The organism is Hydrogenophaga sp. (assembly GCF_050182545.1).
GTDB lineage: Bacteria > Pseudomonadota > Gammaproteobacteria > Burkholderiales > Burkholderiaceae_C > Hydrogenophaga.
In genome coordinates, this window is the sequence record NZ_JBFXCD010000005.1 from 112,824 (window position 1) to 135,420 (window position 22,597).

Genomic DNA, 22,597 nt, shown 5'->3' on the forward strand with positions numbered 1-22,597 from the left:
CCCTGTCCCCCGTTCCGGGCGTAGCATGGGGCCAATCTGCCTCCTGCAACCCTTCCGGACACCGAACCCATGACCGACCTCAGTTTCGACGGCCGCGCCTTCATCAATGGCGAGCGCGTCGCCGCGCGCGACCGCCAGACCTTTGACTGCATCTCGCCCGTGGACGGCCGCCTGCTGACCGCCGTGGCGCGCTGCGGCGAGGCCGACATCGACGCCGCCGTGGCCGCTGGCCGCGCCGCTTTCGAGGACCGCCGCTGGAGCGGCATGGCGCCGGCGCAGCGCAAGCGCGTGATGATCAAGTTCGCCGAGCAACTGATCGTCCACGCTGACGCGCTGGCGCTGACCGAGACGCTGGACATGGGCAAGCCCATCCGGTACGCCAAAAGCGTGGACGTGAACAGCGCGGCCAACTGCATCCGCTGGTACGGCGAAGCGGTGGACAAGGTCTACGACGAAATCGCGCCCACGCCCAGCACCGCGCTGGCGCTGATCACGCGCGAGCCCGTGGGCGTGGTGGGCGTGATCGTGCCCTGGAACTACCCCATGATCATGGCGGCCTGGAAGATCGCGCCGGCGCTGGCCGCGGGCAACTCGGTGGTGCTCAAGCCCAGCGAGAAGAGCCCGCTGACCGCGCTGCGCCTGGCCGAACTGGCGCTGGCCGCCGGCATTCCGCCCGGCGTGTTCAACGTGGTGCCGGGCTACGGCCCCGAAGCCGGCAGCCCGCTGGCGCTGCACATGGACGTGGACTGCATCGCCTTCACCGGCAGCACGCGCGTGGGCAAGCAGATCCACGTGATGGCCGGGCAGAGCAACTTGAAGCGCGCCTGGACGGAGCTGGGCGGCAAGTCGCCCAACATCGTGTTCGCCGACTGCCCCGATCTGGACAAGGCGGTGGAGGCGGCGGTAGGCAGCATCTTCTTCAACCAGGGCGAGAGCTGCAACGCGCCCTCGCGCCTGTTCGTGGAGGCTTCGATCAAGGACGCCTTCCTGGAGAAGGCGCTGGCGATGGTGCCGCAATACCAGCCGGGCAACCCGCTGGAGAAGGCGACCGTGATGGGCGCCATCGTGGACAAGGTGCAGATGGACAACGTGATGCGCTACATCGGCCTGGGGCAGGACGAGGGCGCGAAGCTGCTCGCAGGCGGCGCGGCGGCCGAGCCGGTCAAGGGCGGCCACTACGTGCTGCCCACCATCTTCGACGGCGTGACGCCGCAGATGACGATCGCGCGCGAGGAGATCTTCGGCCCCGTGCTCTCGGTCCTGTCCTTCACCGACGCGGCCGACGTGGTGAAGCAGGCCAACAGCAGCGTCTATGGCCTGCAGGCCGCCGTGTGGACGCGCGACATCAACAAGGCGCACGGTGTGGCGCGCGCGCTGCGCGCCGGCACGGTGCACGTGAACCAGTACGACGAGGACGACATCACCGTCCCGTTTGGCGGCTTCAAGCAGAGCGGCGTGGGGCGCGACAAGTCGCTGCACGCGTTCGACAAGTACACCGAGACCAAGACCACCTGGATAAGAATCGACTCCCCCCTGCACCGCTGACGCGGTTTCCCCCGGAGGGGGACGGCACTGGCGGCCCGGCAAAGCCGGTTCCGCGGTGCCCCTGGATCAGACTTCGCGCCGCTGTTTGCGCATTTGATGGAGATGGGTCATGAACGCACCGCAGAAACCCGAGCACCTGAACGCGCCGCACACCAACGCCGCCTGGCATGAGCGCCGGCTCGCGGCCACGCCGCGTGGCGTGGGCGTGTTCGGTGACTTCTTCATCGACAAGGCGAAGAACGCCGAGTTCTGGGACATCGAGGGGCGCCGCTTCATCGACTTCGCCGGCGGCATCGCGGTGCTCAACACCGGCCATGTGCACCCCAAGGTGCAGGCGGCCATTGCGGCGCAGCTCGAACGCTTCACGCACAGTTGCTACCAGGTCGTGCCCTACACCGAGTACGTGGCGCTGGCCGAGCGCATCAACGCCATGGTGCCCATCGACGGTCCGGTGAAGACGGCCTTTTTCTCCACCGGCGCCGAGGCGATCGAGAACGCGATGAAGATCGCACGCGCGGCCACCGGGCGCAGCGGCATCATCGCCTTCGGTGGCGCGTTCCACGGCCGCAGCCTGTTCTCGGTGGCGCTCACCGGCAAGGTGCAGCCGTACAAGGCCGGCTTCGGTCCGTTCCCGCCCGAGATCTATCACGTGCCGTTCCCGATGACGGGCGCGAGCTTCGAGGACGCGAAGAAGGCCATGGAGCACCTCTTCAAGGCCGACATCGAGCCCGGCCGCGTGGCGGCCATCGTGTTCGAGCCGGTGCAGGGCGAGGGCGGTTTCAACCCCATCCTGCCCGCGGCGGTGAAGTGGCTGCGCGAACTGTGCGACGCGCACGGCATCCTGCTGATCGCCGACGAGGTGCAGACGGGCTTCGCGCGCACCGGCCGCATGTTCGCCATGGAGCACTACGGCGTGAGCCCCGACCTGATGACGCTGGCCAAGAGCATGGCCGGCGGCACCACGCTCTCGGCCGTGTGCGGCAAGGCGGCGGTGATGGACGGCCCCGCGCCCGGCGGCCTGGGCGGCACCTACGCGGGCAACCCGCTGGCCATTGCGGCCTCGCACGCGGTGCTGGACGTGATGGCCGAGGAGAAGCTGCCCGAGCGCGCGCAGCAGCTGGGCGACCAGCTCATTGGCCACCTGGTGGCGCAGCGCGCGGTGTATCCGAAACGCATGGGCGAGGTGCGTGGCCTGGGCGCCATGGTGGCCTGTGAGTTCATCGACCCGGCCACCGGCGCGCCCGACGCCGAGACCACGAAGCGGGTGCAGATGGCAGCGCTCAAGCGCGGCTTGCTGCTGCTGACCTGCGGTGTCCACGGCAATGTGATCCGCTTCCTGTTCCCGCTCACCATCGAGGACAGCGTGTTCGCCGAAGGCCTGGCCGCGTTCGACGCGGCGCTGGCCGAGGTGCTGGTGTGAACACACCGATGGACCTGGCGCTGGAAGGCCGCATCGCGGCCCTGCGCGCCCAGGGCATCCACTCGGTCCTGGCCACCTTCACCGATTTGCTCGGCGCGCCCAAGGGCAAGCTGGTGCCGCTCGACCGGCTGGCGAACGCGGTCGAGGTGGGTGCCGGGTTCTCGGGCCCGAGCATCGCCGGCACCGGCCTGCCGCGCATGGGCGCGCGCAGCGAATACATGGGCCGTGTGGTGCCCGCGAGCCTGCGCCCGCTGCCCTTCATGCCCGGCGTGGCGCACGCGGTGTGCGACGGCTTTGCCGGCGGCGAGCCGCTGGACACCTGTTCGCGCCAGCTGCTGCAGCGCCAGCTGGCGCGCCTGCGCGAGCGCGGCTGGACGCTGTGGGTCGGCATCGAGCCCGAATTCTTCCTGCTGCGGCGCGACGCGCAGGGCCGCTGGGCGGTGGCCGATGGCGACGACCGCCTTGCCAAGCCCTCGTACGACCTGCAGGCCATGGGCCGCAATTTCGGCTTTCTGGATGGCATGCGCCAGACCCTGGACGCGCTCGGTTTCCAGCTCGAGCAGATCGACCACGAGGACGCGAGCGGCCAGTACGAGATCAACTACCGGCACGACGAAGCGCTGGCCGCGGCCGACCGCTACCAACTGTTCAAGCTCGCCGCGCAGGCGCTGGCGCGGCAGCACGGCATGGTGTTCTCCAGCATGCCCAAGCCGCTGGCGCACGCTCCCGGCAGCGGCCTGCACTTTCACCTGAGCCTGACGGACGCGCAGGGAAGGGCGGTGATGGCCGAGCCCGCCGGCACACTGGGCCTGAGCGAGACCGGCCAGCGCTTCGCCGCCGGCCTGCTGCACCACGCGGATGCGCTGGCCGCGCTGTGTGCGCCCACGGTCAACAGCTACAAACGCCTGGCCGCCAGCCGCAGCGCGTCCGGCACCACCTGGTCGCCGGTGTGGAAGGCCATCGGTGACAACAACCGCACCTGCCTTGTGCGGGGCGTGGCCGGGCGCATCGAATGGCGCCTGCCCGATCCTTCCTGCAATGTGTACGCGGCCCTGGCCGCGACGCTGGCCGCCGGCCTCTCGGGCATCGACCAGCGGCTGCCTGTGGTCGAACCCTGTGCCGACGATCTTTACGACCGGCACGCGGCCGGCGAACCGCTGCCCCCGCGCCTGCCGCGCGACCTGCTGGCCGCGCTCGATGCCCTCACGCGGGACGCCGCACTGCGCGAAGCCGTGGGGCCGGCCTTCTGCGCCCAGTTCCTCGCGCTCAAGCACGAGGAATGGGCGGCCTGGAGCCAGCAGGTGAGCGACTGGGAGCTGCAGCGCTACGCCGACGCGCCGTGATCGAAGGCACCCCGCGCCGGCTGCGGCGTCACCCCCTCGAAGGGCGCTCCCGGCGGCCCGTCGCGTGCATGTCGGGGGGCGCATCCGGGGGAGCCCTGAGGAATCGGGATAATTCCGGCTCTTGAGCACATCCGCCCCACCCCCTTCGTCCTTCAAGACCTGGACCAAGACCGCCGACCGGCCCTTGCGCAGCCTGCGCAAGTCCATGGGCATCTGGGTGTTCGCGCATTTCGTCGGTGTGCCCGTGCCCTGGCACGCGGTGCGCCAGACCGACGGCCGCGCTCTGCTGGCTTACGAACACGAGCGCCTGCAGGCGCTGGTGGCAGCGGGGGAGCATGTGCCGCCGGTGCTGACCTTCGACGGTTTCTCCCTCACCACCGGCGACGTGGGCGACACGGTGGACCACCAGTTGCACCGCATGTCCGAGGGCGAACGCCTGCCGCTGATGTGCGCGGCCAGCGCCGACCTGGCGGCTTTCCACGCGCGCGGCCACTGGCACGGCGGCGCGCAACTGCGCAACACCACCTGGGACGGCGTGCGTTTCGCGCGGCTCGACTTCGAGGAACAGCTGCGCCCGGGCATGGCGCTGGAGACCGTGCAGGTGTACGACGTGCTGCAGATGCTGCTCTCGCTCGCGCGCTTTCTGCAGCCGCTCGGGCCGGGCGCGGTGCTGGCCGTGCTGCAGGCCTACGACGCCGCCGGCCCCGGCGGCCCCGCGCTGCGCCGCTTCATCGAACACCTGCTGCCGCGCCTGCAGCGCGTCTCGCGCATCGCGGCGTGGTCGAAGCGGCTGGACACCTCGCGCGAACTGATGCGCCTGCGCACCGTGCTGGACGGCATGGCGGCTTTCGTCGCAAACGCCTCGCGCGCCTGAGAGCTCAGGTTCGGTACCCCGGGTCCAGCCGCTCCACCTTGCGCAGCAAGGCTGGCCACGCCAGTTGCGCACCCTGGCCCGCGGTGGCCACGCGCATCACGTCGGCCATGCCGTTCAGGATCTTCGGGTCGACCTGGGTGAGTTCGCTGCCGCCGGCCAGCGCGTCGATCTGGATGCGGCAGGTGTTCTCGAAGGTGTACATCGAGAGGAAGGCGTCGGCGATGGTGCGGCCCACGGTGAGCAGGCCGTGGTTGCGCAGCACCAGGTAGTTGGCCTTGCCCAGGTCGGCCTGCAGGCGGGCCTTTTCCTCGTCCCGCAGGGCCACGCCTTCGTAGTCGTGGTACGCGAGCGACGACAGCACGAAGGTGCTTTGCTGGCTGATGGGCAGGATGCCGGCCTTCTGCGCGCTCACGCCCACGCCGGCGCGCGTGTGGGTATGCAGCACGCAACCGGCTTCGGGGCGTGCCTCGTGCACGGCGCTGTGGATCACGAAGCCGGCCGGGTTCACCGGGAAGGGCGAGTCGTGCAGCTTGTTGCAGGCCATGTCGACCTTGACCAGGCTGCTGGCCGTGATCTCGTCGAACATCAGGCCGTAGGGGTTGATGAGGAACTGGTGTTCGCCGGCGGTGACACTGTCGGGCAATTTGGCGCTGATGTGGGTGAAGACCAGATCGCTCCAGCCGTAGGCGGCGACCAGTCGGTAGCAGGCGGCGAGGTCGCAGCGCAGCGCCCATTCTTCGGCGCTGACGACTTCTCTGAGTGAGGGGATGTGCATGGGGTGTCTCCAGTGGCGCCTCGATGGGGCGCGCGTCCATGCACTGTATGCCGCTGCGGCGTGCCTGTCTTGTCGCTGCGAGGACAGGAGGGCCGGGCGCTACGGCTTCTTCATCGAGCAGGTGTTGAAGCCCAGCAGCGCGTAGGGCGGGCACCAGCCCACCAGGCCGGTGAGCAGGGGCACCACGCCGAGGTAGCCCCAGAGGCCGACGGTGCCCGTGGCGGCCGCGGCGACCAGGGCCAGGCCAATGGCGATGCGAAGGGCGCGGTCGATGCCGCCAACGTTGCGTGTCATGGGAGTCTCCGTTCGCGAGCGATCTTGCTCGCCACCATTGGACGCCCCGCAAGCTGCGGCGGGTTTGATCCAGATCAGGACGGGGCGGTGGCGCGTTCCAGCCGGGCGAGCCACTGCATGGCGTGGGCGCGCTCGCGCCCGCACATGTCGGCATGGGGCTGGAGACTGGCGCATACGGCCGGGCGCTCGGGCCGGCCGAAGAGCTGGCAGCGCAGCGCGGCGTCCAGGTGCGGGCACGGCATGCCCGCCGGTTTGCCGTGCGGCAGACCGGGCAAGGGGCTGCTGATGGATGGCGCGGTGCAGCAGGCACCGCAGCCCGGGCGGCAATCCACGGTGGTGCTTTTTGTCCTATGCGTTCGAGAGGCGGGCGGCGGCCCACAGGGTTTGCTCCACCACACCCTGCACGGCCTGGCGGGCGGGCTCGGCGATCAGCTGGCCTTCGGCGTCGAAGGCGTCGGCCGCGCGGGAGAGCGCAAACTGCTTCGGCGTCAGCCAGCACTGCAGGTTCAGCAGCAGGGGCGTGAGGTGGGACAGGCTGCGCAGGCCGCCCAGTGCGCCGGGTGAGGCGCTGAGCAGGCCCACCACCTTGCCGGCAAAGGGTTTGGTGCCGCTGGTCCACGCAGGGTCGGACTTGACCGGGCTGGAGACCCAGTCGATGGTGTTCTTGAGCAGGCCGGTGTAGCTGCCGTTGTACTCGGGCGAGCAGATCACCCAGGCCGGGTGGGCGTGGAAGATTTCCTTGAGGCGGATCGCGGCCGCCGGCGTGCCGCGCGCCTCCAGGTCGGCGTTGTAGATCGGCAGATCGAAGTCGGCGAGTTCGATGTGCGTCACCTGGGCGCCGGCGGCGCGCGCCATGTCGGCGGCGACGTGCGCGAGCCTGCGGTTGTGGGACTGGGCGCGGGTGCTGCCCGCGAAGATCAGGAGGGGTAGGGGCTGGGTCATCCCGCGATTGTCGCGGGGATCAGAACAAGGTGTCCTCGAAGTCCGGAAAAGCCGGTGCGGGCGCGGCGGGCGCAACCGGGGCCGGCGGGCAGCGCGTGCTGGAGGCGCCCCACGCGATCTGGTAGTGCTCGCGCAGCAGGTCACGACCGAAGGTCACGGTGGTGCGCGTGAAGTTGTAGCCCACGCCCACGTCGAACCCGACCCCTTTGGGGAAGAAGCTCACGCCGGCCGCCAGCACGGGCCTGTCGCGCCGGTCCGAGGACAGGATCTTGAAGGTGACGCCGGTGTCGCCGCCGAAGTTGTGGCTGATGCCGAACATGAAGGCCGCGCCCGCGTGGGCGTTGAGGCAGGCCAGCGCGGTGGAACCGGCCACGAGCCAGGGTGTTTTCATGGGATGTCCTTCCCGGGAATCCGCCCGAAGGTGGGCGGATTCAGCTTAGGAAAGAGGGTGTCCCATGCCCATCCGCACGGGGCGTGAGGCGCGGCGCGCCAGTGCGCCGGCCGGATGGCGCGCGAGGCAGAAAACCCCCATCGGTGGGACAATCGCGGGTTGCGCGGCCGGGCGCCAGGTCCGCCGCACCCTTGAAGCGATCACCACCATGTTGTACCCACAGGAATTCGATGTCATCGTCGTCGGCGGCGGGCACGCCGGCACCGAGGCCGCGCTGGCCGCCGCGCGCATGGGCTGCGCCACGCTGCTGCTCACGCACAACATCGAGACCCTGGGCCAGATGAGCTGCAACCCGTCGATCGGCGGCATCGGCAAGGGCCACCTGGTCAAGGAGGTGGACGCGCTGGGCGGCGCCATGGCGCTGGCCACGGACGAAGGCGGCATCCAGTTCCGCATCCTCAACAGCTCGAAGGGTCCGGCCGTGCGCGCCACCCGGGCGCAGGCCGACCGCGTGCTCTACAAGGCGGCGATCCGCCGCGTGCTGGAGAACCAGCCGAACCTCTGGCTGTTCCAGCAGGCCGTGGACGACCTCATGGTGGAAGGCGAACGTGTGGTGGGTGCCGTGACGCAAGTGGGCATTCGCTTTCGTGGCCGCACCGTGGTGTTGACGGCCGGGACCTTCCTGGATGGGAAGATCCACGTTGGCCTCAACAACTACGCCGCCGGCCGCGCGGGCGACCCCCCGGCGGCGTCGCTCTCGGCGCGCCTGAAGGAGCTGAAGCTGCCCCAGGCCCGCCTGAAGACCGGCACGCCGCCGCGCCTGGACGGGCGCAGCATCGACTGGTCGAAGTGCACCGAGCAGCCCGGCGATGGCGTGCCCGGCGGCATGAACCCGGACAAGCCGGTGCCGGTGTTCAGCTTCATGGGCAACACCGCCATGCACCCGCGCCAGGTGCCGTGCTGGATCACGCACACCAACGAGCGCACGCACGAGATCATTCGCTCCGGGTTTGACCGCAGCCCCATGTTCACCGGCAAGATCGAAGGCGTGGGCCCGCGCTACTGCCCGAGCGTGGAAGACAAGATCAACCGCTTTGCCGACAAGGACAGCCACCAGATCTTCCTCGAACCCGAGGGACTGACGACGCACGAGGTCTACCCCAACGGCATCTCGACCAGCCTGCCGTTCGACATCCAGTACCAGCTGGTGCGCAGCATGGCGGGGCTGGAGAATGCGCACATCCTGCGCCCGGGCTACGCCATCGAGTACGACTACTTCGACCCGCGCTCGCTCAAGAACAGCTTCGAGACCAAACAGATCCAGGGCCTGTTCTTCGCGGGCCAGATCAACGGCACCACGGGTTATGAAGAGGCGGCGGCCCAGGGCCTGTTCGCCGGCATCAATGCCGCGCTGCAGTGCCGGGGTGAAGCCGCCTGGTTGCCGCGCCGCGACGAGGCCTACCTGGGCGTGCTGGTCGACGACCTCGTGACCCAGGGTGTGACCGAGCCCTACCGCATGTTCACCAGCCGGGCCGAGTTCCGCCTGCAGCTGCGCGAGGACAACGCCGACATGCGCCTGACCGAGGCCGGCCGCCGCATGGGCCTGGTCGACGACGCGCGCTGGGATGCGTTCTGCCGCAAGCGCGACGCGGTGGCCCGGGAAACCGAGCGGCTCAAGGCGACCTGGGTGAACCCGAGCAACCTGCCGGCGCAAGAGGGCGAGCGCGTGCTGGGCAAAGCCATCGAGCACGAGCACAACCTGTTCGACCTGCTGCGCCGCCCCGGCGTGGCCTATGTGGACCTGGTCGGCATGGACGGTGGCAGGTACGCCGCGCCAGATGTTTCACGTGAAACACTGGCCGACTTGCTGGAGCCGGTGGTCGAGCAGCTGGAGATCGCGGCCAAGTACTCGGGCTACATCGACCGGCAGAAGAACGAGGTGGAACGCGCCGCCCACTACGAAGGCCTGAAGCTGCCGGCCGATCTGGACTACCTGCAGGTCGCGGCCCTGTCCTTCGAGGCGCGGCAGAAGCTGGCCCAGCACCGGCCGGAAACCCTGGGGCAGGCTTCGCGCATCTCGGGCATCACGCCCGCAAGCATTTCCTTGCTGCTGATCCACCTGAAGAAGGGTGGCTTCAAGGGCTTTGCCACGGTGCCGGCCGCCGCGGAGGCATGAGCGACTTGCGTGCCACGTTGCAGCTGGGGCTGCAAACCCTGGGGCTTGCGCTCGATGCGCGCCAGGTTGACCAGTTGCTCGACTACCTGGACCTGCTCCAGAAGTGGAACAAGGTCTACAACCTCACGGCGGTGCGCGACCCGGCCGAGATGATGACCCACCACCTGCTGGACAGCCTGGCGGCCATCGACCCCTTGCGGCAGCAGGTGGGCGATCGCCCGGTGCAGTTGCTCGACGTGGGTTCGGGTGGCGGCCTGCCCGGTGTGGTGATCGCCATCGCCTGCCCGCAGATCGGCGTGACCTGCGTGGACACGGTGGCGAAAAAGGCAGCGTTCATCCAGCAGGCTGCCGCGACGCTCAAGCTGCCGAACCTGCATGGCCTTCATGCCCGTGTGGAAAGCCTGAACGCGCTGTCCGGCCCGGGCTACGACGTGGTTTGCTCGCGCGCCTTTGCCTCGCTGGTGGACTTCACGACATGGTCAGGTGCTGCGCTCAACCCCGGTGGCATCTGGATGGCGATGAAGGGCAAACATCCGGCCGAAGAGCTGGAAGCCCTCAAGGCCGGCGCCCCCGCGGTGGATGTGTTTCACGTGGAACAACTCCAGGTGCCGGGGCTGGACGCCGAGCGCTGCATGGTCTGGATGCGGCCCAAAGCCACACCTGTTGTCTGAGCATCACAGCAGGCGCACCCCCGGCGTGATGCGGGCAGGGCGCTGGGACCCTTCACGTAAACTCGACCCTCCACATCCCGGGGGATTCCCATGTTTGGCATCGCGGACTACGGCGCTTTTGTTGTCGCCATCATCGTTTTCCTGCTCATTCCCGGCCCGGGCAACCTGGCGCTGATCACGTCCACCGGCAAGGGCGGCATTCGTGGCGGCATGGCCGCCACGCTGGGCGTGATTGCCGGCGACCAGGTGCTGATGTGGCTGGCGGTGGCGGGCGTGGCCGCCTTGCTGTCGGCGTATCCGGCGGCGTTCAGCGCGGTGCAGTGGTTGGGCGCGGCCTACCTGGCCTGGCTGGGCTGGAGGATGCTCACCACCCGGCCGGGCGACGCGCCGGTGCTCAATATCCGGCCGCGCCAGTATTTTCAGCAGGCGGCTTTCATTACCTTGCTCAACCCCAAGGCCATCGTTTTCTACATGGCCTTCTTCCCGCTGTTCGTCGACCCGGCCCGCCACCAGGGCCTGCTGACCTTTGGTGCCATGGCGGCCACCGTGGCGGTGCTGACCTTCTTGTATGGCCTGACCGCCGTGCTGCTCACCCACTTCCTGGCCGCGCGCATGCGCGCCAACCCTGCCATCGGCCGCGCGCTGGAGAAGGTGGCGGGCCTGTTCCTCATCGGCTTCGGCATCAAGCTGGCCATCTCCAAATAAGAAGCGGCACCATGGCGAAAATTTTCTGTGTGGCCAACCAGAAGGGCGGCGTCGGCAAGACCACCACCACCGTCAACCTGGCCGCTGGCCTGGCCAAGGTGGGCCAGCGCGTGCTGATGGTGGACCTGGACCCGCAAGGCAACGCCACCATGGGCTCGGGCGTGGACAAGCGGCAGATGGCGCTGTCGGTCTACGACGTGTTGCTTGAATCCGCCTCGGTGGCGGAGGCGGCGGTGTTTTCGGACAAGTGCGGTTACCACGTGCTGGGCGCCAACCGCGAACTGGCGGGTGCCGAAGTCGAGCTGGTCGAGGTGGAGCGGCGCGAGAAGCGCCTGAAGACCGCGCTGGCCGAGGTGGCCGACGCCTACGACTTCGTGCTGATCGACTGCCCGCCGTCCCTGAGCATGCTCACCCTCAACGGCCTGTGCGCGGCGCACGGCGTGATCGTGCCCATGCAGTGCGAGTACTTCGCACTCGAAGGCCTGACCGACCTGGTCAACACCATCAAGCAGGTGCACGCCAACCTCAACCCCGACCTCGCCATCATCGGGCTGCTGCGCGTCATGTTCGACCCACGCATCACCCTGCAGCAGCAGGTGAGCGACCAGCTCAAGGCTCACTTCGCCGACAAGGTGTTCGACACCGTGATCCCGCGCAACGTGCGCCTGGCCGAGGCACCCAGCTACGGCTTGCCCGGTGTGGTGTTTGACCCGGCCGCGCGCGGCAGCCAGGCCTTCGTGGCGTTCGCACAGGAAATGGTCGAACGCATCCACAAGCTCTGAGCCAGACCCGACTGTTTCACGTGAAACCACACAACGTCCTCACGCTTCCCGGCTGGCAGAGCAGCGGCCCCGACCACTGGCAGAGCCGGTGGGAAGCCACCCACGGCTACCGCCGCGTGGACCAGCACGACTGGATGCATCCGAAGCGCGGCGACTGGATTGCCCGGCTCGAAGAGGTGCTGCTCGGCTGCGACGAGCCCGCAGTGCTCGTGGCGCACAGCCTGGGCTGCCTGCATGTGGCGGCCTGGGCGTCGCATTCGCAAAACACCGACCGGGTGAAGGCCGCGCTGCTGGTCGCCCCGGGCGACGCCGAGCGCGAGGAGATGCGCCCGGTGCTGCCCAGCTGGTCGCCGATTCCGATGCAGCGCCTGCCGTTCCCGAGCGTGCTGGTGGGCAGCCGCAACGACCCGTACTGCAGCTTCGAACGCGCGCAGGCTTTTGCCCTGGCCTGGGGCGCGCGCTTCGTCGACCTGGGCGACGCCGGCCACATCAACGCCGAGTCCGGCCTGGGGGACTGGCCCGCTGGCCATGCGGTGCTTGCCGAACTCCTCAACCTCTGACCTTTCCGAAAGCAAGACGATCCATGGTCACCAAAAAACCCAAGGGCCTCGGCCGCGGACTCGAAGCCCTGCTGGGCCCCAAGGTGGTGGAGGGCGCCGCCGCCACCGCGAGCGAACGCGATGGGTTGCCCTCCAGCCTGGCACTGGACCAGCTGGTTGCCGGCATCTACCAGCCACGCACCCGCATGGACGAAGGCGCCCTGTATGAGCTGGCCGAGAGCATCAAGGCCCAGGGCGTGATGCAGCCCATCCTCGTGCGCCAGCTGGCGGGTGGCCCGAACGCCGGCAAATACGAAATCATTGCTGGCGAACGGCGCTTCCGCGCCTCGAAACTGGCGGGGCTGGACAGCGTGCCGGTGCTGGTGCGCGCCGTGCCCGACGAGGCTGCCGCGGCCATGGCCTTGATCGAGAACATCCAGCGGGAAGACCTGAATCCGCTGGAAGAGGCCCACGGACTGCAAAGGCTAGTGAAAGAGTTTGGGCTCACTCACGAACAGGCTGCGCAGGCCGTGGGGCGTTCGCGCAGCGCCGCCAGCAACCTGCTGCGCCTGCTGCAACTGGCCGAGCCGGTGCAGACCATGCTCATGGCGGGCGACTTGGACATGGGCCACGCGCGCGCCTTGCTCGCGCTGGACAAGGCCAGCCAGATCACGGCGGGCAACCAGATCGCGGCGAAAAAGATGTCGGTGCGCGAGGCTGAAAGCCTGGTCAAGCGGCTGGGTGCTGAATTCGCGCTGTCGCCGCAGAAGCTCAAGAAAGAGAAGTCGCGCGACATCCGCCGCGTCGAGGAAGAACTGGCCGACCTGCTGACCGCCGAGGTCGAGGTGCGCGTGAAGAAGCGCGTGAAGCGCCATGGCCGCGTCGAGGACATGGGCGAGGTCGCGATCCAGTTCGGTTCTCTGGACGCCCTCAATGGCCTGATCGACCGCCTGCGCGGCGGGCACTGAACACGGGCAGGCAGCGGGCGGTGTCGTGCCCGCCGCCCCGGCGCTTCAGGCGCCGCCGCCCTTGACCACCTCGCTGTGGCCGTTGCTGCGCACCGACTCGATGCCGGCGTCGCGGCTGGCCGCCGACTTGTACATCTGGCTGGTGCCGATGACCTGGTGGTTGGCCGCCTTGAGGTTGAAGAAGAAGCGCCCGTCCGTGGCGTCGCTGCGTTCGTAGCTCGCGGCGTTGGGGCTGTTCTTCTGGACCGAGGCGATGCCGTTTTCGGCCGAGGCCCGCGTCTCGTAGCCTTCGCTGCGCAAGATGACTTCGCCGTTGGCGGCTTTCAGGACAAACGAAAACTTGCCTTTTTCGTTCTGATGCAGTTCGTACCAACCTGCCATGTGACCTCCTTGGGTGGGGATGAAGAAAACAGGACTTCATCCTAGCCGGCCCCGGCTCGCGGGGAAGGGGGTTTCTCCTTGGGCGCGGCGCCGCAGGCGCGCGCCCGCAGGGGTCACAGCGCGAAGATCTTGCCCGGGTTCAGGATGTTGTCCGGATCGAGCGCGCGCTTGATGGTGCGCATCATGTCCACCGCGCCGGCACCGGTCTCGGTGAGCAGGAATTCCATCTTGTGCAGGCCCACGCCGTGTTCGCCGGTGCAGGTGCCTTCCAGGCTGAGCGCGCGCGCCACCAGTTTGTGGTTGAGCTCCTCGGCCAGCGTGTGTTCCTCGGGCTTGTTGGGGTCGATCAGGTAGCCGAAGTGGAAGTTGCCGTCGCCCACGTGGCCAACCAGGAAGTAGGGCAGGCCCGCGGCGTCGGCCTCGGCCACCGAGTCGAGCAGGCAGTCGGCCAGGCGGCTGATCGGGACACAGGTGTCGGTGCTGATCGCGCGGCAGCCGGGCTTGCTCTGGATGGCCGCGAAGTACGCGTTGTGCCGCGCGGTCCACAGGCGCGTGCGCTCCTCGGGCGTGTCGGCCCACTGGAACGCATTGCCACCGAACTCGTTGGCGATTTCCTGCACCGTCTCGGCCTGTTCCTTCACGCTCGCGGGCGAGCCGTGGAATTCCATCAGCAGCATGTTTTCCTCGCGCAGGCCGAGCTTGCTGTGGGCATTGACCATGCGCACGGTGTTGTGGTCGATCAGTTCGCAGCGCGCGATCGGCACGCCGAGCTGGATCACCTGGATGACGGTGCGCACCGCAGCCTCGATGCTGGGGAAGGAGCAGGTGGCCGCCGAAATCGCCTCGGGCAGCGGGTAGAGCTTGAGCGTCACCTCCGTGATCACGCCCAGCGTGCCTTCGCTGCCCACCATCAGGCGCGTGAGGTCATAGCCCGCGCTGCTCTTCTTCGCGCGCGTGCCGGTGCGGATGACCTCGCCGCTGGCGGTGACGACCTCGAGCGCGAGCACGTTCTCGCGCATGGTGCCGTAGCGCACGGCGTTCGTGCCCGATGCGCGCGTGGCGCACATGCCGCCGATGGAGGCGTCGGCCCCCGGGTCGATCGGGAAGAAGAGGCCCTCGCTTTTCACCGCCTCATTCACCGCCTTGCGCGTCACGCCCGGCTGCACCGTGACGGTGAGGTCTTCGGCATTGATCGAGAGCACGTTGTTCATGCGGTTCACGTCGATGCTGATGCCGCCCTGCACCGCGAGCAGGTGGCCTTCGAGCGAGGAGCCCACGCCGAACGGAATCACCGGTACGCGGAACTGTGCCGCGAGCTTCACCGCATCGGCCACGTCCTGCGTGCTCTGCGCGAACACCACCGCCACCGGCGGCGGCACCTCGTACACCGACTCGTCGCGCCCGTGCTGCTCGCGCACGACCATGGCGGTGGAACACTGCGCGCCAAAGCGCGACTGCAGCGCGGCCAGAAACTCAGGCGGTATGGCGCGCTGGTGGACTTCGGGCGCCAGGTGGCTCAGGGCGGTGGGGGCGTTCATGGGCTTGTCTCCGGTGTCGGCTGTGATCAGCCGGTCAGTTTACGCCCAGACCCCCGCCATGCCGAGACGCCACGCGACAAGTCCCGCGCCGCGCGCGGGCACGCCCGTTCAGGGCTGGCGCCGGTTCTGCAGTGGCCCCAGCGCGGTGGTAGCGCGGGCCATGTTCGGCGCGTCGCTGCCGCTGCTCTGGGAGGTGGCGGTTCCGGCCTGGCCGGTGACGCGCGCCGACGGCGTGCCGTGCACGGCGGCCACGCCAGCCAGGCCCAGGGTGCACGCGGCAATCAGTTGAACGCTGCGGGCTTCGAAATCGGCCACCAGGCGCGGGCGGGAGCGTGACATCGGGGACTCCTTGAGGAAGTGGATGCGTTGGAACGAGCGCCCATTACCACCCGAAGCGGCGCCGCAGGCCAGCGGTTTTGCCACTCGTTGCCAGCCTGCACGGACACTTGCCGGAGACACATTTGCCAGCATGCGGTTACTCGGCGGTGGCGTGCGCGGCTCCTTCACAATGCGTGTTCCGTGCGCTGCGCGCGGCATCGGTCCATCAGAAGAGAAAAGAGGAAACATCCATGGGCAACCGACTCACCCAGATCGCCACCCGCACCGGCGACGCCGGCACCACCGGCCTGGGCGACAACACCCGCGTCTCCAAGGACAGCCTGCGCGTGCACGCCATGGGCGATGTGGACGAACTCAACTCGCACATCGGCCTGCTGCTGTGCGAGGACATGGGCGACGACGTGCGCGCGCTGCTGGTCGAGATCCAGCACCAGCTCTTCAACCTCGGTGGCGAGCTCTCCATCCCCGGCTTCGAGTTGCTCAAGCCCGAGGCGGTGCTGGCGCTGGACGAGGCCCTGGCCACGCACAACGCGGCCCTGCCGCGCCTGCAGGAGTTCATCCTGCCCGCGGGCAACCGCGCGGCCAGCCTGGCCCACGTCTGCCGCACCGTGGCGCGCCGCGCCGAACGCGCCGTGGTGGCACTGGACAAGGCCGAGACCTTGAAGGACACGCCGCGCCAGTACCTCAACCGCCTCTCCGACCTGATGTTCGTGCTCGCGCGCGTGCTCAACCGCATGAACGGGGGCGACGACGTGTACTGGAAGAGCGAGCGCATGCAGCAGGGGGCAGGCGCGTGAAACCACACCATGCCCTCGCGCTGGGGCTGCTGGGGATCGCGCAGGCCGGCAGCGTCGGCGCGCAGGCTCCGGCCGGCGCGGGCGACGTCACGCTGGTGTGCGAGGCCGTGTACCTGCCCGCGCGCGCCACCTGGACGCGCACCGTGCGCATCGGCTACGACCAGCAGCGCGTGCGCTCGGTGCGCATCGACGACGTGCCGGTCTACACCTTCTCGATCCGCGAGACGGTCATCCTCACCGCCATCGACAACGAGCGCATCCAGATCGACACCGCGGCCCAGACCTGGACCAGCGATTTCCGCGGCCAGGCGACGGCGATGGGGCGCTGCGAACGGGGTTAGCGTGTCCCACCGCCTGGTGGCCCGAAAACCTAAGGGATAACGAGAAGAATGGCTGATGATCGAACGAATATGGCCGGAGAGCGGACAAGTATGTCCCGCAGTTTCTGGACGGCGCTGCCGCCATTCCCTATCGTCGCGGCCATGTCAGCCCCAGGTCCTTTCTCGCTGCCGGGCACCGCGACGGCGGCACTTGCGAACTGACGTTCACCACCGGCCACCCTGGTCGCTGGTCGATTTTCCCGCCCCTCTTCCAATTTTCTGGAGACAACAATGAAACTGATTCGAACCGCACTCGCCACGCTGGTCTGCGCCGTGGCCGCAACGGGCGCGTCCGCGCAAGGTTTTCCGGAGCGTGAGCTCTCCGGCATCATCCAGTGGGGCGCCGGCGGCGCCACCGACGTCGTCAGCCGCGCGCTGACCCCGGGCGCCGAAGAGGCGCTGGGCAAGAAGATCGTGCTGCAGAACAAGCCCGGTGGCGTGGGCGCGATCGCGACCAACTACATCCAGCAGCAGGCCAGCGACGGCTACACGCTGCTCTTCGGCGCGGAGAACCCGCAGCTGCACCCCATCCTGGGCATCAGCGACCTCGACTACTCGAAGTTCTACCCGGTCAACATCGTGGGCCGCGGCAACGTGCTGGTGGTGACGACGCCCAACAAGCCCTGGAAGACCTTCAAGGACCTGCTCGCCGACGCGCAGGCCAACCCCGGCAAGATCAAGCAGGCATCCACCGGCACGGGCGGCCTGCCGTTCACCGTGGGCTCGATGATTTCCACCGTCGCGAAGTTTCCCGTCACCTCGGTGCCCTTCGACGGCGACGGCCCGGGCGTGACCGCGCTGCTGGGTGGCCACGTGGACCTGATGTTCGTGGGCGCCGGCGCGGCGGCCGAACACATCAAGGCCGGTCGCCTCAAGGCGCTGGCGGCGATCGACTCGCAGCCCTTCGGGGACGTGCCCCCCATCACCACCGACCTGCCCGGCCTGGGCAAGTACCTGCCCTGGGGCCCGTTCTATGGCGTCTTCGTCAAGAAGGACACGCCCGACGCAGCCAAGGCCAAGCTCACCGCCGCGTTCAAGAAGGCCGTGGATGACCCCAAGTTCAAGGAACTGATGGTCGCGCGCGGCAACGTCGTGATGAACCTCAGCGGCCCCGAGGCCGAGGCCTTCCTCAAGAAGTGGCAGTCGGTCACCGCCTGGACCTACCAGGAAGTGGGCGTGGCGAAAAAGAACCCGGCCGACCTGGGCATCGCCAAGCCCTGATCGCGCACATGGCCAGCGATTCCCGGCGGCACTGATCTGCCGGGGCGCAAACCCCGGCGGCCGCAGCGCCGCCGGGACAGAACCGAGGTCCCTTCCATGCACACCAAGCGCAGCCGGCTGCCCGGCGAAATCGCCTTCACCGTCCTGCTGCTGCTGTTCAGCGCGTTCATGCTCTGGACCGCGTACGGCATCTCGGGTTTCGAGTCGCTCACCTCCGCCGGGGCCTTCCCGATGGTGGTCACCGCCGTGATGCTGATCACCGGCGTGCTCAACGTCGTGCACACGCTGCGCGAAACGCCCAGCTCCGCGCAACCGGGCGAGTCGCTGGCCCGGCGCTTCGTGCGCCAGCTCACGCCACCGGTGCTGCTGGGCTTCGTGCTGGCCATCGCCCTGTACATGCTGGTGCTGGACTGGGCGGGCTTCCTGCTGTCGTCCTATGTGTTTCTGGTGGTTTCGATGTGGCTGCTGGGCAGCCGGCGCATCGTGCTCAACCTCGTGGTCGCGGCGCTCAGCCTGGCCGCCATTCACGTCATCTTCCAGACCGTGTTCTCGGTCGTGCTGCCCAAGGGCAAGCTGCTGCAGGGGCTGCTGTCATGAGCGAGGTGCTGGGCTTCTTCCTGATCCCGTGGCTGGATCCGTATTTGCTCATGCTCACGGCGCTGGGCACGCTGGCGGGCATCTACATCGGCGCCATCCCCGGCCTGTCGGTGACGATGGCGGTGTCGATCCTGATCTCGTTCACCTTCAAGTGGGACGTGAATGAAGCGCTGGCGCTGATCGCCGGCATTTATTTCGGGGGGGTCTACGGGGGCTCGCGCAGCGCCATCCTGCTGAACATTCCCGGCGCACCGTCGGCCATTGCCACAGCGCTCGACGGTTACCCCATGGCCAAGCGCGGCGAGGCCGGGCAGGCCATCGGCCTGACGACCATCGTCTCCGTCATCGGTGGCTTCATCGGAATCATCGCGCTGGCGCTGGCCGCACCCGCGGTGTCCGAGCTGGCGCTCAAGTTCGCGCCGCGCGACTACCTCATGCTCGCGCTCTGGGGCATCCTGCTGGTGGGCAGCCTCTCGGGCGACTCGCTGTCCAAGGGCATCTTTGCCGGCGCGCTGGGCGTGCTGATCGGCTCCGTCGGGCTGGACCCGATGACGGCCGAGCCGCGCTTCACGTTCGGCAACCTGCAGCTCACCGCCGGCATTTCCTACGTGGCGGCCATGATCGGTTTCTTTGGCGTGGCCGAGGTGCTGGCGCAGCTGCACGAGCTCAAGCTCAAGGCCATCAAGCAGAACGTCTCGAAGATCATTCCCTCGTGGTCGCGCCTGCGCAAGCATCTGCCATTGACCGCGCGCACCTCCGCCATCGGTGTGGTGGTGGGCGCGCTGCCCGGCGCGGGCGGCGACATCGCCGCGCTCATGGCCTACGACCACGCCAAGCGCAGCGTCAAGAACCCGGAGGTGCCATTTGGCGAGGGCGCGGTCGAGGGCCTGGTGGCGCCCGAATCGGCCAACAACGCCGCCATCGGCGGCGCCTACATCCCGATGATGACGCTGGGCATTCCGGGCGACGCGGTCACGGCCGTGATCATCGGCGCCATGTACATCCACGGCCTCAAGCCCGGGCCGCTGCTGATGGTGGAAACGCCGCACCTGTTCTGGTTCACCGTGGGCTGCCTGACGCTGGCCAACATCTTCCTGCTGGTCTTCGGCCTCACCGGCATCAAGCTGTTCGCCAAGATCGTCGAAACGCCCAAACCCATCCTGTTGCCGCTGATCCTGGTGCTCTCTGCCGTCGGCGCCTATGCGATCAGCAACAACCCGACCGACGTCTACTGGATGCTCGGCTTCGGCGTGCTCGGCTACTTCCTCAAGATGTACGGCTACCAGGTGGGCCCGGTGATTCTGGGCATCATCCTCGGGCCGCTGATGGACCGCAGCTACCGCCAGGCCATGATCTCGGCCGAAGGCAATGTCGGCCAGTTCGTCGGCGAATTCTTCACCTCGCCGCTGTCGGCCATCATCCTGGCGGCGCTGACCTTCACCATCGTGAGCCAGACCGCCTGGTGGAAGCGGCTGCGCCAGCGCAAGGCCTGACTGGAAGGAGTACCCCCCGGATGACATCGAAAGAACGCGAGGAACTGCTGGCGCAATTGAAGCGCCGATTCGAGCAACACATGAATCGCCACCCCGGCCAGGCCTGGACGGACGTGCTCGCCCGACTCAAGGCCGCGCCGGCCACGGCCATCGAATCCCTGGCGCGCATGGAAGCCACGGGCGGCGAGCCCGACGTGATCGGGCAGGCCAGCGACAGCGGGCAGATCGCCTTTTGCGACTGCGCCGCCGAAAGCCCCACAGGGCGCCGCAGCCTCTGCTACGACGACGAGGCCCTGAACGCGCGCAAGGAAAACAAGCCCCAGGGCAGCGCGGTGCAGATGGCCGCCGACATGGGCGTGGAGCTGCTGACGGAAGAGCAGTACCGCGCGCTGCAGCAACTGGGTGAGTTCGACCTCAAGACCTCCAGCTGGGTCGCCACCCCCGCGGCCATCCGCTCAAAAGGCGGAGCGCTCTTCTGCGACCGCCGCTACGGCCAGGTGTTCACGTACCACAACGGCGTGCAGTCGTACTACGCCGCCCGGGGCTTTCGCGCGCTGCTGCGCGTTTGAAGCCCGAGGCCCGATGTGGCCGCAGGCGCTGCCTTCAGCGCGGCGCCAGCACCGCCATCGTGATGCGCGAGACGCAGGTCGTTTCGCCCGCGTCGTTCGTCATGTCGATCTGCCACACCTGGGTGGTGCGGCCGATGTGCACCGGGCGGGTGACGCCGGTGACCCAACCGCTGGTGGCGCCCTTGAGGTGGTTGGCGTTGATGTCCAGCCCCACCGCGCGGTGGCCGTCGGGGCAGCTGTAGGCGGCGCCGCAAGAGCCCAACGTTTCCGCCAGCACCACGCTCACGCCACCGTGCAGCAGGCCATAGGGCTGTTTGGTGCGCGTGTCCACCGGCACGCGCGCGCGGATGAAGTCGGGCCCGACTTCGAGGAACTCGATGCCCAGGTGCTGCACGGCGGTGTCGTGGTGGATGGCGGTCAGTTCTTCAACCGAGATGGGTTTTTTCCAGATGGACAAGAGCGGTCTCCTTGGGGTGAAGGCTGCACTATAGGAAATATCCGGCACCCCACGCGGCCTGCGCCTACAGCGCGCCGGCCGCCCTGCCGGCACGATGCAGGCTGGAGACCAACCGACCATGACACCTGCCACCCGCCGCCGGGCCTTTGCCGCTGTCGCCCTGCTGGCGCTGCTGGTGGTTGGCGCGTCGGTTGCCATCCAGTTGGCCGTGCCGAGCAACGAGGAACTTGCGCGCCGCGTCGAGCGCGAGTTCGAAGCTCGGCTCGGCCAGCGCCTGGTGGTGGGTGAAGCGCGCTGGCGCCTGCGCGGCACGCCGGTGATCGAGGTGCTGGACGCCCACACCGAGCAGCCGCGCGACGAGGCGATCCGCATGCGCCGCCTCGCGATCTACCCCGAACCCATGCCGCTGCTGCGCAAGCGCCTGGTCATCGACCGCCTGGAAATCGAAGGCGCTGAAGTGCCGCGCCAGGCGCTGGCCGCCTACCGCGGCAAGCTGCAGAACGCGGACGGCGCCAGCGTCGTGCTGCGCACGCTGGTCTTCAGGGACCTGACCTACACCGCCTCCAGCGGCGTGCCGGTCAACTATGAAGGCGAGATCGAATTCAGCGAAGGCGACCGCCTGCCGCGGCGCGCGCAACTGCGCCGCCCCGACGCGAAGACCCCCGCCACGTTGCACGCCACGCACGACGGCAGGACCAGCGAGGGCGCCGACATCTACCGGCTTGAGCTGCAGGCCGGCGGTGGCACGGCGCACGGCCGGGCGCGGCTGACCACGTCGGGCAGCGGCCGCATGACGCTCGCCGGCGAACTCGCACCGCGCGGCGTGGAGATTCAGGCCCTGCTGGAGAGCTTCAACCGCCGCGCCTTCATCAGCGGCCGGGCCTCGGGCGACACGACGCTGCGCGCCGAGGGCGACACGGTGGGCGAGCTGTTTCGTTCGCTGCGCACCCGCAGCACATTGCAGGTGGCGGGCGCGCGTCTGTTGCGCATCGACCTGGACAAGGCCGTCAAGTCGCTCGGTGAGGACCGCGCCGGCCAGACGCCACTGGATAGCCTCAGCGGTGTGATGGTCACGCAGAACACCGCGCAGGGTCTCAAGACCACCTTCACCGAGGTGCAGGCGGTGGCCGGCGCCTACAGCGCCACGGGTAAGGCCACCCTGTACCGCCGCGAGATCGAAGCGCAAGGCACGCTGGTGGTGGGCGGTGGCGTGGTGGACGTGCCTTTCGCGGCCCATGGGCCGACGCGCGAACCGACGTTCGAGATGGCCTGGGGTTCGATCGCCGGCGCGGTCATCGGCACGGCGGTGCTGCCCGGCATCGGCACGCTCCTGGGCGGCAAGATCGGTGGGGCGGTGAGCGAGCCGCCCCGCATTCCACCAGCGCGGCAGCGCCGGTGAT

Annotated in this window: 26 protein-coding genes; 17 read left to right on the forward strand and 9 right to left on the reverse strand. The window is 68.6% G+C overall.

What is annotated here, in order from left to right; genetic code table 11:
* Window positions 1-69: 69 nt before the first annotated feature.
* The 4 genes from AB7P10_RS07405 (at window position 70) to AB7P10_RS07420 (ending at window position 5,182) form a co-directional block, all read left to right on the forward strand.
* Complete coding sequence (locus AB7P10_RS07405; RefSeq protein WP_428293194.1) at window positions 70-1,545, forward strand: aldehyde dehydrogenase; 1,476 nt, start codon at window positions 70-72, stop codon at window positions 1,543-1,545.
* Between the two features lie 109 nt (window positions 1,546-1,654).
* Window positions 1,655-2,965 carry a 4-aminobutyrate--2-oxoglutarate transaminase gene (gene gabT, locus AB7P10_RS07410; protein WP_428293195.1) on the forward strand — a complete coding sequence of 437 codons (1,311 nt, stop codon included), beginning with the start codon at window positions 1,655-1,657 and terminating at the stop codon, window positions 2,963-2,965.
* Complete coding sequence (locus AB7P10_RS07415; RefSeq protein ID WP_428293196.1) at window positions 2,962-4,308, forward strand: type III glutamate--ammonia ligase; 1,347 nt, start codon at window positions 2,962-2,964, stop codon at window positions 4,306-4,308. The genes gabT and AB7P10_RS07415 overlap by 4 nt, the downstream gene beginning before the upstream one ends.
* Before the next feature lie 121 nt (window positions 4,309-4,429).
* Window positions 4,430-5,182 carry a hypothetical protein gene (locus AB7P10_RS07420; RefSeq protein WP_428293197.1) on the forward strand — a complete coding sequence of 251 codons (753 nt, stop codon included), beginning with the start codon at window positions 4,430-4,432 and terminating at the stop codon, window positions 5,180-5,182.
* Between the two features lie 4 nt (window positions 5,183-5,186).
* Here the strand turns inward: AB7P10_RS07420 and AB7P10_RS07425 are convergent, their stop codons facing one another.
* The 5 genes from AB7P10_RS07425 to AB7P10_RS07445 all read right to left on the reverse strand — a co-directional run bounded on the left by AB7P10_RS07425 (window position 5,187) and on the right by AB7P10_RS07445 (window position 7,584).
* Window positions 5,187-5,957, reverse strand: coding sequence for a class II aldolase/adducin family protein (locus AB7P10_RS07425; protein WP_428293198.1), 771 nt, complete (start codon window positions 5,955-5,957; stop codon window positions 5,187-5,189).
* 99 nt (window positions 5,958-6,056) lie between these two features.
* Complete coding sequence (locus AB7P10_RS07430; RefSeq protein ID WP_428293199.1) at window positions 6,057-6,251, reverse strand: YgaP family membrane protein; 195 nt, start codon at window positions 6,249-6,251, stop codon at window positions 6,057-6,059.
* A 74-nt stretch (window positions 6,252-6,325) separates the two neighbouring features.
* Window positions 6,326-6,583: a YkgJ family cysteine cluster protein gene (locus AB7P10_RS07435; RefSeq protein ID WP_428293200.1), complete on the reverse strand. Its 258-nt coding sequence runs from the start codon at window positions 6,581-6,583 to the stop codon at window positions 6,326-6,328.
* A gap of 16 nt (window positions 6,584-6,599) precedes the next feature.
* Window positions 6,600-7,193 (reverse strand): NADPH-dependent FMN reductase, encoded by a 594-nt coding sequence (locus tag AB7P10_RS07440; RefSeq protein ID WP_428293201.1) that lies wholly within the window; start codon window positions 7,191-7,193, stop codon window positions 6,600-6,602.
* Between the two features lie 19 nt (window positions 7,194-7,212).
* On the reverse strand, window positions 7,213-7,584 hold the full coding sequence (locus AB7P10_RS07445; RefSeq protein WP_428293202.1) for a hypothetical protein: 372 nt from the start codon (window positions 7,582-7,584) through the stop codon (window positions 7,213-7,215).
* Window positions 7,585-7,792: 208 nt separating this feature from the next.
* Between AB7P10_RS07445 and mnmG the strand changes: the two genes are divergently transcribed.
* The 6 genes from mnmG to AB7P10_RS07475 all read left to right on the forward strand — a co-directional run bounded on the left by mnmG (window position 7,793) and on the right by AB7P10_RS07475 (window position 13,425).
* Window positions 7,793-9,760, forward strand: a complete 1,968-nt coding sequence (mnmG, locus tag AB7P10_RS07450) for a tRNA uridine-5-carboxymethylaminomethyl(34) synthesis enzyme MnmG (protein WP_428293203.1) — start codon at window positions 7,793-7,795, stop codon at window positions 9,758-9,760.
* Window positions 9,757-10,431 (forward strand): 16S rRNA (guanine(527)-N(7))-methyltransferase RsmG, encoded by a 675-nt coding sequence (gene rsmG, locus AB7P10_RS07455; protein WP_428293204.1) that lies wholly within the window; start codon window positions 9,757-9,759, stop codon window positions 10,429-10,431. The genes mnmG and rsmG overlap by 4 nt, the downstream gene beginning before the upstream one ends.
* Before the next feature lie 90 nt (window positions 10,432-10,521).
* The gene (locus AB7P10_RS07460) at window positions 10,522-11,136 is read left to right on the forward strand and encodes a LysE family transporter (protein WP_428293205.1); all 615 of its coding nucleotides are present in this window, start codon (window positions 10,522-10,524) and stop codon (window positions 11,134-11,136) included.
* An 11-nt stretch (window positions 11,137-11,147) separates the two neighbouring features.
* Complete coding sequence (locus AB7P10_RS07465; protein WP_428293206.1) at window positions 11,148-11,918, forward strand: ParA family protein; 771 nt, start codon at window positions 11,148-11,150, stop codon at window positions 11,916-11,918.
* Window positions 11,919-11,938: 20 nt separating this feature from the next.
* Complete coding sequence (locus AB7P10_RS07470) at window positions 11,939-12,478, forward strand: RBBP9/YdeN family alpha/beta hydrolase (RefSeq protein ID WP_428293207.1); 540 nt, start codon at window positions 11,939-11,941, stop codon at window positions 12,476-12,478.
* Between the two features lie 23 nt (window positions 12,479-12,501).
* Window positions 12,502-13,425 (forward strand): ParB/RepB/Spo0J family partition protein, encoded by a 924-nt coding sequence (locus tag AB7P10_RS07475; protein ID WP_428293208.1) that lies wholly within the window; start codon window positions 12,502-12,504, stop codon window positions 13,423-13,425.
* A gap of 45 nt (window positions 13,426-13,470) precedes the next feature.
* On the opposite strand, the gene AB7P10_RS07480 is transcribed toward AB7P10_RS07475, so the two are convergent.
* The 3 genes from AB7P10_RS07480 to AB7P10_RS07490 form a co-directional block, all read right to left on the reverse strand.
* Window positions 13,471-13,806, reverse strand: a complete 336-nt coding sequence (locus AB7P10_RS07480; protein ID WP_428293209.1) for a YegP family protein — start codon at window positions 13,804-13,806, stop codon at window positions 13,471-13,473.
* Between the two features lie 113 nt (window positions 13,807-13,919).
* On the reverse strand, window positions 13,920-15,344 hold the full coding sequence (locus AB7P10_RS07485) for an FAD-binding oxidoreductase (protein ID WP_428293210.1): 1,425 nt from the start codon (window positions 15,342-15,344) through the stop codon (window positions 13,920-13,922).
* A 108-nt stretch (window positions 15,345-15,452) separates the two neighbouring features.
* On the reverse strand, window positions 15,453-15,683 hold the full coding sequence (locus AB7P10_RS07490; protein WP_428293211.1) for a hypothetical protein: 231 nt from the start codon (window positions 15,681-15,683) through the stop codon (window positions 15,453-15,455).
* Window positions 15,684-15,913: 230 nt separating this feature from the next.
* Between AB7P10_RS07490 and AB7P10_RS07495 the strand changes: the two genes are divergently transcribed.
* From AB7P10_RS07495 to AB7P10_RS07520, 6 genes are all read left to right on the forward strand, one after another.
* A complete protein-coding gene (locus AB7P10_RS07495) occupies window positions 15,914-16,480 on the forward strand; it encodes a cob(I)yrinic acid a,c-diamide adenosyltransferase (RefSeq protein WP_428293212.1) in 567 nt (188 codons plus the stop codon).
* Window positions 16,477-16,821, forward strand: a complete 345-nt coding sequence (locus AB7P10_RS07500; RefSeq protein ID WP_428293213.1) for a hypothetical protein — start codon at window positions 16,477-16,479, stop codon at window positions 16,819-16,821. The genes AB7P10_RS07495 and AB7P10_RS07500 overlap by 4 nt, the downstream gene beginning before the upstream one ends.
* Before the next feature lie 270 nt (window positions 16,822-17,091).
* The gene (locus AB7P10_RS07505) at window positions 17,092-18,081 is read left to right on the forward strand and encodes a tripartite tricarboxylate transporter substrate binding protein (RefSeq protein ID WP_428293214.1); all 990 of its coding nucleotides are present in this window, start codon (window positions 17,092-17,094) and stop codon (window positions 18,079-18,081) included.
* Between the two features lie 96 nt (window positions 18,082-18,177).
* Entirely contained in the window at window positions 18,178-18,678 is a 501-nt protein-coding gene (locus AB7P10_RS07510; RefSeq protein ID WP_428293215.1) for a tripartite tricarboxylate transporter TctB family protein, read from the forward strand.
* The gene (locus tag AB7P10_RS07515; protein WP_428293216.1) at window positions 18,675-20,171 is read left to right on the forward strand and encodes a tripartite tricarboxylate transporter permease; all 1,497 of its coding nucleotides are present in this window, start codon (window positions 18,675-18,677) and stop codon (window positions 20,169-20,171) included. Before AB7P10_RS07510 ends, AB7P10_RS07515 begins: the two co-directional genes overlap by 4 nt.
* Window positions 20,172-20,191: 20 nt before the next feature.
* Complete coding sequence (locus AB7P10_RS07520) at window positions 20,192-20,740, forward strand: DUF4256 domain-containing protein (RefSeq protein WP_428293217.1); 549 nt, start codon at window positions 20,192-20,194, stop codon at window positions 20,738-20,740.
* A 34-nt stretch (window positions 20,741-20,774) separates the two neighbouring features.
* On the opposite strand, the gene AB7P10_RS07525 is transcribed toward AB7P10_RS07520, so the two are convergent.
* Window positions 20,775-21,197, reverse strand: coding sequence for a hotdog fold thioesterase (locus AB7P10_RS07525; protein ID WP_428293218.1), 423 nt, complete (start codon window positions 21,195-21,197; stop codon window positions 20,775-20,777).
* Window positions 21,198-21,315: 118 nt separating this feature from the next.
* Here AB7P10_RS07525 and AB7P10_RS07530 point away from each other — a divergent pair, with 118 nt between their 5' ends.
* Window positions 21,316-22,596: an AsmA-like C-terminal region-containing protein gene (locus tag AB7P10_RS07530; protein ID WP_428293219.1), complete on the forward strand. Its 1,281-nt coding sequence runs from the start codon at window positions 21,316-21,318 to the stop codon at window positions 22,594-22,596.
* The last annotated feature ends 1 nt before the right edge of the window (window position 22,597 follow it).

Coding starts and splice junctions, on each gene's coding strand:
- AB7P10_RS07405 (WP_428293194.1), top strand. CDS start 70: ATGACCGACCTCAGTTTCGACGGCCGCGCCTTCATCAATGGCGAGCGC.
- gabT (WP_428293195.1), top strand. CDS start 1,655: ATGAACGCACCGCAGAAACCCGAGCACCTGAACGCGCCGCACACCAAC.
- AB7P10_RS07425 (WP_428293198.1), bottom strand. CDS start 5,957: ATGCACATCCCCTCACTCAGAGAAGTCGTCAGCGCCGAAGAATGGGCG.
- AB7P10_RS07430 (WP_428293199.1), bottom strand. CDS start 6,251: ATGACACGCAACGTTGGCGGCATCGACCGCGCCCTTCGCATCGCCATT.
- AB7P10_RS07440 (WP_428293201.1), bottom strand. CDS start 7,193: ATGACCCAGCCCCTACCCCTCCTGATCTTCGCGGGCAGCACCCGCGCC.
- AB7P10_RS07445 (WP_428293202.1), bottom strand. CDS start 7,584: ATGAAAACACCCTGGCTCGTGGCCGGTTCCACCGCGCTGGCCTGCCTC.
- mnmG (WP_428293203.1), top strand. CDS start 7,793: ATGTTGTACCCACAGGAATTCGATGTCATCGTCGTCGGCGGCGGGCAC.
- rsmG (WP_428293204.1), top strand. CDS start 9,757: ATGAGCGACTTGCGTGCCACGTTGCAGCTGGGGCTGCAAACCCTGGGG.
- AB7P10_RS07460 (WP_428293205.1), top strand. CDS start 10,522: ATGTTTGGCATCGCGGACTACGGCGCTTTTGTTGTCGCCATCATCGTT.
- AB7P10_RS07465 (WP_428293206.1), top strand. CDS start 11,148: ATGGCGAAAATTTTCTGTGTGGCCAACCAGAAGGGCGGCGTCGGCAAG.
- AB7P10_RS07475 (WP_428293208.1), top strand. CDS start 12,502: ATGGTCACCAAAAAACCCAAGGGCCTCGGCCGCGGACTCGAAGCCCTG.
- AB7P10_RS07480 (WP_428293209.1), bottom strand. CDS start 13,806: ATGGCAGGTTGGTACGAACTGCATCAGAACGAAAAAGGCAAGTTTTCG.
- AB7P10_RS07485 (WP_428293210.1), bottom strand. CDS start 15,344: ATGAACGCCCCCACCGCCCTGAGCCACCTGGCGCCCGAAGTCCACCAG.
- AB7P10_RS07490 (WP_428293211.1), bottom strand. CDS start 15,683: ATGTCACGCTCCCGCCCGCGCCTGGTGGCCGATTTCGAAGCCCGCAGC.
- AB7P10_RS07495 (WP_428293212.1), top strand. CDS start 15,914: ATGGGCAACCGACTCACCCAGATCGCCACCCGCACCGGCGACGCCGGC.
- AB7P10_RS07505 (WP_428293214.1), top strand. CDS start 17,092: ATGAAACTGATTCGAACCGCACTCGCCACGCTGGTCTGCGCCGTGGCC.
- AB7P10_RS07510 (WP_428293215.1), top strand. CDS start 18,178: ATGCACACCAAGCGCAGCCGGCTGCCCGGCGAAATCGCCTTCACCGTC.
- AB7P10_RS07515 (WP_428293216.1), top strand. CDS start 18,675: ATGAGCGAGGTGCTGGGCTTCTTCCTGATCCCGTGGCTGGATCCGTAT.
- AB7P10_RS07520 (WP_428293217.1), top strand. CDS start 20,192: ATGACATCGAAAGAACGCGAGGAACTGCTGGCGCAATTGAAGCGCCGA.
- AB7P10_RS07530 (WP_428293219.1), top strand. CDS start 21,316: ATGACACCTGCCACCCGCCGCCGGGCCTTTGCCGCTGTCGCCCTGCTG.